At 42.1% G+C, this 13,480-nt stretch carries 12 protein-coding genes; 4 read left to right on the top strand and 8 right to left on the bottom strand.

The annotated features are described in order from the left end of the window. Positions 1 to 3: 3 nt before the first annotated feature. From astB to QL229_RS11925, 5 genes are all read right to left on the bottom strand, one after another. Positions 4 to 1,347, bottom strand: coding sequence for an N-succinylarginine dihydrolase (astB, locus tag QL229_RS11945; RefSeq protein WP_138558226.1), 1,344 nt, complete (start codon positions 1,345 to 1,347; stop codon positions 4 to 6). Between the two features lie 48 nt (positions 1,348 to 1,395). Continuing rightward, the gene (locus tag QL229_RS11940; protein ID WP_168246765.1) at positions 1,396 to 1,626 is read right to left on the bottom strand and encodes a helix-turn-helix domain-containing protein; all 231 of its coding nucleotides are present in this window, start codon (positions 1,624 to 1,626) and stop codon (positions 1,396 to 1,398) included. A 725-nt stretch (positions 1,627 to 2,351) separates the two neighbouring features. Then, a complete protein-coding gene (locus tag QL229_RS11935; RefSeq protein WP_171040442.1) occupies positions 2,352 to 3,383 on the bottom strand; it encodes an IS110 family transposase in 1,032 nt (343 codons plus the stop codon). A 152-nt stretch (positions 3,384 to 3,535) separates the two neighbouring features. Continuing rightward, positions 3,536 to 4,549, bottom strand: a complete 1,014-nt coding sequence (locus QL229_RS11930; protein ID WP_138558224.1) for a zinc-binding alcohol dehydrogenase family protein — start codon at positions 4,547 to 4,549, stop codon at positions 3,536 to 3,538. Between the two features lie 93 nt (positions 4,550 to 4,642). Then, a complete protein-coding gene (locus QL229_RS11925) occupies positions 4,643 to 5,074 on the bottom strand; it encodes a MarR family transcriptional regulator (RefSeq protein ID WP_138558223.1) in 432 nt (143 codons plus the stop codon). 123 nt (positions 5,075 to 5,197) lie between these two features. Here QL229_RS11925 and QL229_RS11920 point away from each other — a divergent pair, with 123 nt between their 5' ends. Further along, a complete protein-coding gene (locus tag QL229_RS11920; RefSeq protein WP_135926832.1) occupies positions 5,198 to 5,626 on the top strand; it encodes an organic hydroperoxide resistance protein in 429 nt (142 codons plus the stop codon). A gap of 27 nt (positions 5,627 to 5,653) precedes the next feature. Here the strand turns inward: QL229_RS11920 and QL229_RS11915 are convergent, their stop codons facing one another. Continuing rightward, complete coding sequence (locus tag QL229_RS11915) at positions 5,654 to 7,387, bottom strand: GMC family oxidoreductase (protein WP_138558222.1); 1,734 nt, start codon at positions 7,385 to 7,387, stop codon at positions 5,654 to 5,656. Positions 7,388 to 7,810: 423 nt separating this feature from the next. On the opposite strand from QL229_RS11915, the gene QL229_RS11910 reads away from it, so the two are divergent. Together QL229_RS11910 and QL229_RS11905 are read left to right on the top strand one after the other, a co-directional pair. Then, positions 7,811 to 9,934: a methyl-accepting chemotaxis protein gene (locus tag QL229_RS11910; RefSeq protein ID WP_138558221.1), complete on the top strand. Its 2,124-nt coding sequence runs from the start codon at positions 7,811 to 7,813 to the stop codon at positions 9,932 to 9,934. 626 nt (positions 9,935 to 10,560) lie between these two features. Further along, positions 10,561 to 12,078 (top strand): DUF3360 family protein, encoded by a 1,518-nt coding sequence (locus tag QL229_RS11905; RefSeq protein ID WP_138557086.1) that lies wholly within the window; start codon positions 10,561 to 10,563, stop codon positions 12,076 to 12,078. A 45-nt stretch (positions 12,079 to 12,123) separates the two neighbouring features. Here QL229_RS11905 and QL229_RS11900 read toward each other — a convergent pair whose 3' ends face one another. Then, the gene (locus QL229_RS11900; protein WP_138557087.1) at positions 12,124 to 12,648 is read right to left on the bottom strand and encodes a hypothetical protein; all 525 of its coding nucleotides are present in this window, start codon (positions 12,646 to 12,648) and stop codon (positions 12,124 to 12,126) included. A 52-nt stretch (positions 12,649 to 12,700) separates the two neighbouring features. Between QL229_RS11900 and QL229_RS11895 the strand changes: the two genes are divergently transcribed. After that, a complete protein-coding gene (locus QL229_RS11895) occupies positions 12,701 to 13,060 on the top strand; it encodes a DUF1294 domain-containing protein (RefSeq protein WP_138557088.1) in 360 nt (119 codons plus the stop codon). Positions 13,061 to 13,115: 55 nt separating this feature from the next. On the opposite strand, the gene QL229_RS11890 is transcribed toward QL229_RS11895, so the two are convergent. Then, positions 13,116 to 13,460 (bottom strand): PEGA domain-containing protein, encoded by a 345-nt coding sequence (locus QL229_RS11890; protein ID WP_138557089.1) that lies wholly within the window; start codon positions 13,458 to 13,460, stop codon positions 13,116 to 13,118. Positions 13,461 to 13,480: the final 20 nt, after the last annotated feature.

Here is a 13,480-nt window from a genome sequence, read left to right as displayed (position 1 = left end):
TAATTATTCTTGTTGGAATGGATACACAGAGCCTAAGTTAAGTAAGCTGGTTAACTCATCAAGTGCCTGATAGCTTTCGGTTAAAAGTAGTGGATCAGCAAAGTCATCACTACTTAAAGAGTCGCGGTAATGCTTATTCGCCCAACTTACTAATTGGGTATATTTTTCTTCGCTGAATCGTACACCCGGATTGACCGCGGCTAGTTCGTCAGTATTGAGTGCAACACGCAAGCGTAAACAAGCAGGGCCACCGCCATTTTGCATACTTTGGCGTAAATCAAAAAAGCGTACTTGTTGAACTGGATTATCCGCTAAAACCATTTCTTGAATATAGTCGTGTACCGCTTGATTACGCTGACATTCTTTTGGTGCAACAAGTAACATATTGCCATCAGCCAAAGTGATCAACTGACTATTAAACAAATAGCTGCTCACGGCATCTGTGATACTTACTTTATTGGTTGGCACCTCAATAATATGCAGTGGTTTATTGCCAAGGTAAGCCTGTTTAATTTGCTTAAGCGCACTGGGCTGGTTCAAAAATGCTTGTTCATGACACAAAAGTACATTGCCATTAGCCACCGCAATTACATCGTTATGGAATACACCTTGGTCTATTACATCAGGGTTCTGTTGAATAAATAACTGATTTTCTGGTTTTAGTTGATGTAAGCGGGCAATTGCTTGCGAAGCTTCAAGAGATTGTCTTGCAGGAAATTTAACAGGCTTTGGTAAGGCACTATTAAAACTACTTGCACCATATATAAAAAGCTCAAGCCCTGTATCAGCATGACTGTCGCATAGGCGATTATGGTTTGCTGCGCCTTCATCACCAAAAAAGCCTTGATCTGGTAAGTGAGTATGATGGCTAAAATAACGCTCGTCGTTAAACATGGCTTTTAACAATGCCGTAGTTGTCACGGGCTCTAGTGAGCGGTGAAATTTGTTATTTAAGTTAGCAGCCGTAAAGTGCACTTTGCCATCAAGAGTATCGGCAGAAGGTGAAATTGTTCCTGCATTGGCTGTCCACATTGCTGATGCACTGTAACATGCTCTTAATAGTACCGGATCTGCCTTAAATGCTTTTTCGATAATTTGCTTATCGCTGCCTGTAAAGCCTAGGCGTTTTAGCACATTAATGTCGGGGCGAGCATGAGGAGCAAAAATACCTTGCTCTAGACCTAATTCGTGCATCGCCTTCATTTTTTCAAGGCCTTGTAGCACGGCCTCTTTGGGGTTTGAATGCGAAGAGGCGTGACTTAGTGAAGCGACATTGCCATACGATAATCCCGCGTAATTGTGAGTAGGCCCCACTAAGCCATCAAAGTTTACTTCTACTGCGTGCATACTTATTCCATCATTGTTGTGCGTAAATTTTAACCATACAGAAATTATTTAGCTGAAGCTAGCTAACTCCATTTCTACATTGCGTAAGCTTTGCTGCAAACGCTTCTGGGTAGCAATTAAATACGCCTTTTGCTTGTTCTGTTTAACTTGTTGCTGTCGTGCAGCTTTGTATAACACACGCTTAGGAATGTCGTACTGCGCCGACGCTTCGGTAATTGTTAGTTGATGAACCGAAATTTTTTTAAGCGCTTCAATAAATGCGGGATCATTATTTAACATAGCGACGCTCCAAATCTGCAGTATTATGCGGATCGTTTGCTTCATGCATTTGCCATGTGCTGATGTCTAATCGCCAAAGTAGATAAAGAGTGTGAAAGAAGTTAGTCACGTTAGTCTCCTTGTTAGTGCCAGTTCATACTCACTATTGGAAGATCTGTGCCAAACCGTCATTAAATTTAAATGTATTAAAAATCAATTGGTTAATATTCGGCGGTAAGGGCGTTCCTGATATTAGGCACTAAAATAGTGAAAGGTAAGTACTGTAATGCACTTTAATGATGCGTGTTATTATTGTTGAGTGAGGAAAAACGCGATGTGAAATCGCTGCTACATGCTCGCACCTCCGTATCTCGTAACTTGAATCTTAACTTTTTGTTTCGCGCGCCAAGCAAGCGTGACGCCTACGGGGAGCAGCGGCTTTATGCCGCGACATGGTTGAGGTAGGAGGATACGAGAATAAAACGCGATGTAAAATCGCTTATATGGACTCCTCCGATTGCACAAGCCTTTTTTACATTAAGCTGATGTGATTGCGTACTTATATACGGGCTCTGATGAGGCGCTACCTCGGCCACTTCGATGTTTTCGCGCCCTTGTGCCTTATCTGCTACACGGTATCTTAGTACGCTAGCGATTTTTCAGGCTATCAAGGGTCGGTCTCACCTCTTAATGCTCTATCTTGGCTTGTTCAATTCTTCTGCTTACTGCTCTTTTATTTTTTTACTCTATACTATCAGTGCTGTTGGCTCATAATTCGTTCCATTTTTTAGTAAGGCATAGGCGGTTCTCATTGTTTTGTTTGCTAATGCAATCGCCGCGCACTTAACCCCTTTTCTTACTAGAAGGTTTTTTATCCATCGTTCTTTTTCAGTCGAGGGCTCTCTGTTTTTTAATTTACTCACTATCGAGCGAGCGCCTAAAAATAGATTTCGCCTTAATGCTCCACCTCGTCTTTTAGGTATACGGCCTATCTTTGCTTTACCGCCTGTCGAATGCTGCAGCGGTGTCACTCCTGCACACGCAGCTGCACTCCTTCCATTGCTAAACTGTGTTGTGTCACCTAAAAAAGACAAAAGCTCGATAGCAGTGATTGGGCCGACTCCTTCGAGTGCCATTAAGCGTTGACAGCTATCATTTTGTTTTACAATGCGCTCGATTTGTTTTTGCAGCTCTACCTTGTTGTCACACTGCTGTTGATAAAGAGCGTAAGTCAGCGCAAGCGCATGTTTTAGTTCTAATGGCAGCGTGTTTTCTGCATCTTCTAAAATATCGGGTATGGCTGCTTTAAATGCGGCCTCACTTTGGTTAATCACAATACCAAACTCAAGGAGTAACCCACGTATTTGGTTTGATAATTGAATCTTTTGCTTATCTGCTAGCGCCCGAACCTTACTAAGAGATTGCAATGCTTGCTCTTCGATAGAGAGAATTTTAAAGGGACGGACATTAGGAAATTTACTAGCAATGGCTATCGCAATAGCATCGTTTGCATCTGTTTTTTGGCCTTGCCTAAATGCTTTAACAAATAACGGGTCAAGCAACATAACTTTATGACCAAAAGATTGTGCTGTGCGTGCAAAATATTGAGCGCTTGCGCATGCTTCCATAGCAACAACGGACGGTTTAGCTTTAACTAAGAACTCAAGCAATGCTTTGCGGCTAGCTTGTTTATTAGATTTAAGTTTACTGCCTTGAAACTGCGCAACTTGGAAAATATTTTTTGCTAAATCAATAGCAATTAAATTAGACTGTGTCATGTATGGACTCCTTAATTGGTAAAAGTTGTTTTGCAATTTCTTTATACCGTACTCTCCCGTTAATGGGGAGGAGTCCATACATCTGCTACATGCGCGTGCCTCGCACCTCGCTTCTTTACTCTCGTATCTCGCACCTCGCAACTTATTCCTCGTTACTCAAACCCTTCCAACACAAGTTTTCCGCGAGCTTTATGAGATTCTAAAATCCCATGGGCTTTAATAAGGTTTGCTACGTTTATCTTACCTAAATGCTCACCCAATGTTGTTTTGATTGTGCCGTTATCAACTAAGGTTGAGAGCTCAGAAAGAAGCTGATGCTGGGCAATCATATCATCGGTTTGGAACATTGAGCGGGTATACATAAATTCCCAATGCAACGAAATACTTTTACGCTTTAACTTTAAAATATCAAAGCTTGCAGGGTCGTCGATCAGTGCCAATTTACCTTGTGGCTTGATCACTTCCATAATGCTATCTAGATGTTGGTCGGTGTGCGTTAAGCTCACTACGTAATCAAATTCATTCAAGTCGGCCGCAAGACGCTGCTCGTTAAGGTTTTTGCTATGATCAAGCACATGATCAACACCTAAGTCTTTAAGCCAGTTGGCGCTTTCTTCTCGTGCGGCGGTACCAACTACTGTTAAATTGGTAAGCTGTTTGGCAAGTTGCACTAAAATTGAGCCTACACCACCTGCGGCACCTATTACTAATACAGAGGCTGGCTTATTGTCCTTAGATTTTTCAATCTGTAAGCGGTCAAACAGTAACTCCCATGCCGTAATACTGGTTAATGGCAGGGCGGCTGCTTCACTATTACTTAGGCTTGTTGGTGCAAGACCAACAATGCGTTCATCAACAAGTTGCAGCTCAGCATTACTACCTTGGCGCGTTAAGTCGCCAGCATAAAACACACGGTCACCGACATTAAATAACGACACTTTGTCGCCAACAGCTTTAACGGTTCCCACAGCGTCCCAACCAATAACCTTATAGCCATTGTCTGGTGATACATTAGCGCGAATTTTAGTATCAACGGGGTTTACTGAAATTGCTTCTACGGCTACAAGAATGTCGTGACCTGTGGCAACGGGATCAGGTAATTCAATCGCTTGTAGTGATGAGTCCGATAACGTTGGGGTTGCTGTAGTGTATCCAAATGCTTTCATGATGGTGTCCGTATTGATGAGTTTTGAACACTATAGCGTATAGAATTATATTAAAAAGAGGTGTAATCCAAATTCACTTTCAAATAATTTTTGTTAATTAAGGTCACTATTTACTAAATCGAGTAACTCGATCAGTTGCAGTGCTTGTTGTTCGTTAATGCTTGGGAAGCGACAACGAATTTGCGACGGTACATCGGCGGCTTGATCTTGCATGGCTTTGCCTTTGGCTTCGAGCTGTACGAGTCGTTTGCGTTTATCTTGGTTATCTTTGGTGATCGACAGCAATGCTTTGTCGCTCATTTTTTTTAAAATTTGCGTCATCGCACCGCCATCAATAGCGGTTTTTTCAAGTAATTCAGCAATGCTGATCTGATCTTTTTCCCACAGCGCCATCATCACGACGTATTGCGGGTAGGTTAAATCTAATTGATTAAGAGAATCTCGATACGCACGGGCAATCCCATTCGATGCCATATATAAGCGATGGCATAGCTGGTTATCTAATTTTAGCTGTGGGTATTTCATACTCGATCCTCAAAATTCAATACGACCATTTTAATTTGCATACAAAGTATTTGCAATCCCGAAAAAGCTGATCTAATATATTTTGCATGCAAAGTATATTTTCACTCAATTAGGAGAGTAATCATGAAAGAACTACAAAGCGTCGCATACACAGCAAAAGCAACAGCAACAGGCGGCCGTGAAGGAACAGCAAAATCAGATGATGGCCGCTTAGATGTGGCACTATCAACTCCTAAGGGGTTAGGTGGTGATGATGGTCAAGGTACAAACCCTGAGCAATTATTTGCAGCAGGTTACGCAGCTTGTTTTATCGGCGCATTAAAGTTAGTGGCTGGCCAAGCAAAAATTAAATTACCAGCAGATACTCACATTAACTCTGAAGTATCAATTGGTCCTATCGAAGGTGGTTTTGGTATTGCTGTTAAGCTTGCGGTATCGGTGGGTGATCTTGATAAAGACACCGCTCTTGAACTTGTTAATAAAGCGCACGAAGTATGCCCTTACTCAAACGCAACGCGCGGTAACATTGCTGTAGAGCTATCAGTTATCTAATTGCTATTGATCAAATTAGGCCGTGCTTTATGCACGGCTTTTTTGTTTTTCAGCAATCGACTTTGCTAAATCGCCTGAGCCAGTAAGCGCTGACACTGAGCCTTCGCGCGGCTCACTGAACTCGATTGGCTTTATCTTACTGGCTCGGACTGCATCGAATACCGGTATTTGGCTCATTGCGTATTCAGACAATGCGGTAATGGTTAATGATGGGTTTACCCCTAAATTACCCGGTATGATTGAGCCGTCAATAACACGCAGGTTTTGATAGCCGAACACTTCTCCTGAGCTATCAACTACGCCGTTAGAGGCATCAGTCCCCATGGCGACTCCACTCATTATATGCGCCGTCATCGGGGCACCAAAGAGCACTTCAGTTAAAGCAGAGCCTGGCACACCACCGAGTTTTTCGGCGTAGAGTTTGGTTGCTTCTTCTGCTTTTGGAAAACTAACGCTAAGCGGTGCATCATTGTCTTTTTGCACCGCAGTAATGCCGCTTTTAAATAACCGATACCATTTGCGTCGCCATTCAAGGTGAATAAACGCCTCGGATTTTTGCATCACCAAAAATAGAATCGAGCTGCGTGCTTTGCCTTTTGGCCGCAATACTTTGGCTGTTTTTATTGGATGGCGCAGTGTATTCACTAAAAACTTAGCGATACGCTTGAGGCCTTTTCCAGTCACCATAGGAACGTAAGGTAAATATAGCCATGTGCCATCGGCACCTTCCTTAAACCGGCAAATTTCAATGTTGGTGTCTTTATCGACCGAAATAAATGAGCTGATCGCAACGCCATCATCAACTTTTTTAGTGGTATTGTTCGCGGTGGTGAGGGTTTCTGAATTTGTACGAATTTGCTGACCCAGCCAAGCTGAAATATTAGGTAGTGTTTTGTCTTTATCGCGCATTTTTAAAAGCAAAGGCACGGTGCCCATTACCCCCGCGCTTAGCACAACACCACGTGTTGTTAGCGTATAAATATGGCTATTGCGATGACTGGTATCTTTAATCTTAATTTTGTATCCGGCGCTGCCATCTGCATTAAGCGGGGTGATTTTGATTACTTCAGAGCTTGGTCTTATCTCTACGCCATTGCGCTCGGCAAAGTACAAATAGTTTTTCATCAAGGTGTTTTTGGCATTATGGCGACAACCAATCATGCAGCTACCGCAGTAATGGCAGGTATTTCGCCTTGGGCCATCGCCGTTAAAGTAAGGGTCGGGTAGCTCTTTGTTATAGGCTTCGCCGGGCTTTGCAAAAAGCACCCCGGTGTTCACGGTTTTGAACGAGTCACCTTGACCCATCTGCTCAGCAATCTCTTTAAGGGTGTGATCGGCAACATTGGTATAGGTATTTTTGGCACTGCCTAACATGCGCTGTGCAAGGCCATAGTAGGGCATTAGGCTTTCTTTCCAGTCTGATTTTATGCGTGTCCAAGCTGGAGATTGAAACACCTCATCATCAGGAATAAGGTGCACATTGGCATAAATTTGTGAGCCACCGCCAACACCCACACCATGCAGCACAGTGACTTTGCTGGTAAACGAAAATTGAATGCAGCCTTTTAAGCCAATTTCTGGTTGCCACATATAATTTTTGATATCTAGGTTGGTCTTTGGAAATTCTTTATCGTCGCGGCGAAGGCCTTTTTCAAGTACTAAAACCCGGTTACCTTTTTCGCTTAGGCGTAGCGCACTCACTGAGCCACCAAACCCAGAGCCTATAATTATTTGGTCAAAATCAAATGTGTCTTGCTGCATGGTCATCGCTTGTTGATATTTATTATTATAATTAACTCGTTACAAAATACGCTGTAAATTAGCTGCTTATCTGTTGTGATTTGGGATGTACATATTAGTAATATAGAAGCTTGTCGGTTGTTTGTCTTAGAACAAGTAATAAAGAAACGCAATTTATCAACTTTTTAGTGCTCAGCAGCGCTTACTCGCTATATGTTAAGCCATTTAATTAAATAGTTTGTCATGCTTTGTACGCCGTTAATCTAAATAAACCGAATCATAACAAAGCTATAAATTTCAATTGCATGCTAGCAAAATTCTGTTGTCGAACAGAGCATTTTCAATAAATTACTTAAAAATAATGCTTTACTCCTTTTTTGGGCTGTAAAATTAGTTAAATAGTCTAAACTATTAGCAAACCTACAATAAAAACAGGACATTTCGATGCGGCAGTTAGCATTAGCGAAAAAGTTATTATGGCTCACAGTAGGCAGTATTTTTATTACTGTGTTTGTTTTATCGAGTGTTTTATGGTGGCAGTTGTCAAACAGCAACCAGCAGTTAGCTGCACAATCAGAAAAGCTGATTGTTGCTGAAGTTGAAGACAAACTAGCCTCCAATGCTGCCGCATATGGTGAACAAGTTGCTGGATTTATTAACGAAGCATATCGAGTGCCTTATTCATTTGCCGCAATCTTAGGTGATCATGATGCAGCAAGTACTTTAACTCGCGATGCGGTGGTTGAGTTGAATCGCTCACTACTTAAAAAAAATACCATTCTTTCATCTATTTATTCGCAGTTTGAAGCAAATGCGTTTGATGGCCGTGATGCTAATTTTATTAGTGGTTATGATCACTCTGTGGCGGGTGTTGGTACTTTAGAAATCTATTTCACACGCAATCGAGATGGCGCCATTGAGCAACAAGTCGTAGATGATGCGGCTGAAAAATATGTCGATACACTTAATGAATTTGGTCAGCGAGAAGCTGAGTGGTACCTGTGTGTAAAAGACACCAAAGTACCCTGCATAATGGAACCTTACCTATACGAAATCACCCCAGGGTATTCAGAAATGATGACCTCTTTAACTGTGCCAATTCTTCGTGATAATGAATTTATTGGTGTTGCTGGTGTTGATTTAACTTTGCCTGTATTTCAAAGCATGACCGAAAAATTGTCAAAAGAGCTATATAACGGTAAAGCTCGAGTCACCTTATTAAGCTCACTTGATTTAGTGGTTGGTAGCAGCCATTACAAAGATAAGCTAGGCAGACCGCTAAAAGAGGCAGTGGCTAAAAGCACTTTAGACAATTACGTTAAAGCTAAAAATCAAAGTGGTGTATTTAAAGTCGGTGATGAATATTTAGTTAATTACCCAATCACCATTAAGCTTGCTAAAACCCAGTGGAACTTATTGATTCAAGTACCAGCTGAGCTTGCTCTTGAGGGCCCTCATGCGCTGGCAAATAGCATGAGTGAAAACGCCAATACGTTAGGCGGCTTAATCTTGGTGACGGGTATTATTATTGCTGGTGCAGCCTTTGTTATCATGACCTTAGTGATCCGCACCATCGTGGCACCATTACAACAAATTCAACAGCGTGTTGATAACCTTGCTAGTGCTGAAGGCGACCTAACTCAAACCCTGCATGTTGATACCCATGCTGAATTAATAGCACTAGCAACAGGTTTTAATGCGTTTCTTGCTAAATTGCGTGACTTAATTGGTGAGCTTAAAAATGTATCGACGCAAACCAAGGAGCAAGCCCACATAGCAACCAGTGTTGCTGTTGATACTAAACATAATGTACAAGCGCAATTTCAAGAAATTGAAAGCGTTGTGACCGCAATGAACGAAATGAGTGCAACAGCACTTGAGGTTGCAAGGGCTTCTGAACAATCGGCGCAACAAGCTGACGAAATAAATAGTTTAGTGGTTAGTAGTGAAAAAAGTTTGTCTTCAGCTGTAACACAAGTTAAGACTATGTCAGATGAAATAAAAGAAGCAAACAAAGCGGTCGAAAAGGTTGCAGCGCGCAGTAATGACATAACTCAGATATTAGATGTGATCAGAACGATAGCAGAGCAAACCAATTTGCTTGCCCTCAATGCTGCTATAGAAGCTGCAAGAGCTGGTGAGCAAGGACGTGGATTTGCCGTGGTCGCCGACGAAGTTCGTGCGCTTGCTTCAAAAACACGTTCATCAACAGATGACATCAGCGGTCTAATCGACAGCTTACAGCTTGAAGTAGGCAACGCTTCTAAAGTGATTGAACAAGGTGTTGTGCGTGCACAAACCGCGGTAGATGAAACCTCCGTTGCCTTTGATGCGCTTCATGAGGTGGTTGTTAAGGTAGACGAAATTACGCAACAAATTACCCATATTGCAACAGCCGCTGAAGAGCAAAGCTCTGTAACCGAAGAGATTAATAGGAATCTTACTTTAATCTCAGATGCTGCATCGCAATTAGCAGAGTTATCAACGCAGGCTGGAGACGGTAGTCAAACGCTTAATGCCCTTGTTGCACAGCAAGATGATGAGCTGAATAAATTAAAGACGAAATAGCTTTAAGCTGCTAGTTGCAAGAGTAAAGGGGCTAGTTACGAGGTGCTAGGTGCGAGATAAAACGCGATGTGAAATCGCTGCTACATGCTCGCCCCTCGTATCTTTACTCTCGTAACTCGTATCTAATACCTTGTTTCGCGCGCCAAGCAAGCGTGAAGCCTACAGGTAGCAGCGGCTTTATGCCGCGACATTGTTTGGGGAAGGGAGGTACGCGATAAAACGCGACGTAAAATAGCTGCTACAGACTCGTGCCTCGCATCTCGTTCCTCGTAACTTTACTCTCGTAACTCGTATCTAATATCTTGTTTCGCGCGCCAAGCAAGCGTGACGCTTGCTTTCTTCGAGCAAATAACTTCATTGCCTGCTATTCATACAATTTATTAGACTAATAGTTAATGTGCTTAAAAAACAATCTTTAGCTTACTCTTTAAAAGCGTTTAATATAAGTAAAGTTATAAATATCAATGCATTAAGTTTTTTTTCTGATACTCTCAACTTATTAAAAACACCTATTTTATAAATTCATACCCGACCTTTTGCCTAATCGTGTTTTGTATCTGACTGCTTTACCCTAACTGCATAATAAAAACTCACATAATTTTTCAAGATAGGCAGTAGGAGAACTCATGAATACGAGGCAGCAATCAGCGTCAACAGCGCCTGCTGAGCAAGGATCGGATACTCATACCGACCAGCAAAGCTATCAAGCTCTTCATAAACCCAGCAGTGAATTTTCGAGTCGCGATGAATACCTTGAACACGAATTACAAATTATGCAGCCTAAGCGATGGCGTCCTAATTTACCATTTCGTGATTACCGGTTTGAATTAGAAGACTCTATCCCTGCAATGGCAGGAACCATAGGCAAGGTGGTCATGGTCGGTGCAATTGCTGCAACGTTTGCAGCGCCACTGGGCCTAGGTGAAGGTTTTATTCTAGAAAACGTGCGCTATGAGCTATTAATTGTATCGATCTTCATTTTATTATTTTCGGGCTTCTTTTTACCAACGGCAAATCTGGCGGGTACGCATGGGCCGCTTATTCCTTTGATCCCGATCGTGGTTGCAGCGGGTGGTCACCCAATGGCCTTTGGTTTACTGATAGGGGCGTTTGGTCTGTTACTCGCGCTTAGTAAAGGGGGGAGTTTACTGGCGGGCTTAACCAGCCGAGGAGTGTGTGGCGGTTTACTGCTCTACCTTGGTTTTATCGGCACGATTTCGCAGGTTAAAAAGCTGTTTGCATGGGCTGAAGGCATTGATATGGCCCATATCGCTTTTATTGTGATTTTATCGACTATCGTGTTGTATGCCTTACTTGAGCACTACAAAAAACGTTGGTTAGCTGTGCCATTAAGTTGCTTACTTGGCGGTTTAATCGCATTTTTACTGGGTGCGCCGTTTGAGTTTAAAACAGCACCGGGTTTACCAAATATGAACCCAATGTATTGGTGGGGTGAAAACACCGGTTGGATGCTGGGCTTACCAACCCTAGAGAGCTTTGTAGTGGTATTGCCGTTTGCAGTGCTTGCGGTTGCTATGTGGTCACCTGACTTTTTAGGGCACCAAGTATTCCAAAAAATTAGTTACCCAGAACGCACAGAAAAAGTGCAAATGAACATTGACGATACCATGTTTAGCGCTTCAATCCGCCAGACATTTGGTTCTTTGTTAGGCGGCTCTAACTTTACCTCATCATGGGGAACTTACATTGTGCCAGCAGCCATCGCTAAGCGACCCATTCCTGCAGGTGCGGTGTTAACAGCATTATTTTGTATCATTGCCAGTATTTGGGGCTACCCAATGGATTTAGCTATTTGGCAACCCGTGTTATGTGTCGCCTTGATTGTAGGTGTGTTTATCCCACTTCTTGAAGCTGGCATGGAAATGACCCGCGAAGGTAAAACCACCCAATCGGCTGCTATTGTGGTGTTTTCATCGACTTTGGTGAATCCTGCATTTGGTTGGTCGTTAACTATGTTGCTCGACAACCTGGGCTTAATTGGTTGTAAAGAGCGAAGCTCCGAACTATCACCAATGAGCCGTTGGATCATTCCATTAATAATGTTTGTAATTTTAACAAGCGTGATGGCTCTGGTGGGTATGCTGCCAGGGATCCCAGCATTAATGGCTGACTTTAGGCATTGATAAAAAAGGGTAAGGTGATAAACGCCTTACCCTTTTTAAAAGCTGTTATTTAAACTTAACTGCTTTTTCGCTGCGGATGTAAGTTCGGGTATCTGGTTTTGTCCATTGACCTTTTTTAAGGTAAGAGGTCGACACCACAAAGCTGTTGTTTTTAAACTCGCTTGTCGATTTTACCTTAGTGATCCCCTCTTTGCTGCCTGTCACATTCTCATAAGCAACAAACTGAGTAGGGCTAAGTACATTCATTGTGCCTTGGGTATAAAAACCTGCCGTAGTGAAGTAATAAAACACTAAAGATTGCTTTTTATTATCCCAAAAAATCATCGATTCACCACCATATTCACCTTCATTGATAGAATGAATGGTTTTAATAGCCGTGCCATTGAGCGCGCGTTGCCAGGTACTCACATCTTGCACCGCAGGTTTACCTGCTGCGACATTAAAGTCTGACTGCCACGTGCCTAAGTAAGGCTCAAACACTTTTAGCTTGTCATCAAGTTGTTGCTCCGCCGCCAAAACAGAAAGTGAACACAGGCAGATTGATAGTAAAAGTGATTTTAGGTATGCCATAATAGCGTCCTGATAAAATTAATTTGTTTTGCAAAGTATAGGTGATAATTCGTTGATTAAGAAAACATTAATTACATTTTCATTGTTGTTTTTAGCGCTGTTATGGCTGGTATCGTGGCAACTTAATATTACCTACTTTATTGCAGGCACTTACAGCGTAGCGAGCTTAATAAGCTTTTTGGTATACGGCTGGGATAAACGTTTAGCGATGCAACATGGCGAGCATACAATAAGAGTACCTGAGCGAACACTGCATATTTTAGGGTTAATCGGTGGTTGGCCAGGTTCATTAATTGCACAGCAATGGTTAAGACACAAATCCAAAAAACGCAGTTTTATTGCCGTGCTTTGGTTAACAATTATTGTTAATGGCAGTGCACTGTCGTCACTGTACTATTTGCAGTTAATTTAAAAGAAGATCAAAAAAGGAAAGCCGCTGCTTTCCTTTGGTGGGAAGTAATTTCATATTATTGAGTAGCTTGATTAGACTCTATGCTTTTAAGATCTACAGTCAATATTGTTTTTTTATCTACAACAATCCACTTGCGATAGGTTAAATAACCAGGCTTGGTTACTTCAATATCGTATTTACCATCATTAAGTTCAATACCATCTTTGTAGACAGGTTTAATATTCATAATACGAACACGCGCATCGTTAGGTGTAGTAACGACCGTTAATGAAGTTACAGGCACTTCCTCTATCGCTTCAGCTACAGGTTCTACAATAGTCTCTGGTTCTGGCGAAACTTCTGTGGTTGATGAACAGCCTGCTAGTATCATCAGTGCACAGGCAAGACTTAATTTTTTCATAATTACTCCATTAAATTACA

Origin of the sequence: Pseudoalteromonas sp. PAR1 (assembly GCF_947311895.1) — a bacterium.
Taxonomy (GTDB): domain Bacteria; phylum Pseudomonadota; class Gammaproteobacteria; order Enterobacterales; family Alteromonadaceae; genus Pseudoalteromonas; species Pseudoalteromonas lipolytica_C.
The sequence above is the reverse complement of the archived record's forward strand: the minus strand, read 5'-3'. Positions and strand labels throughout refer to the sequence as shown.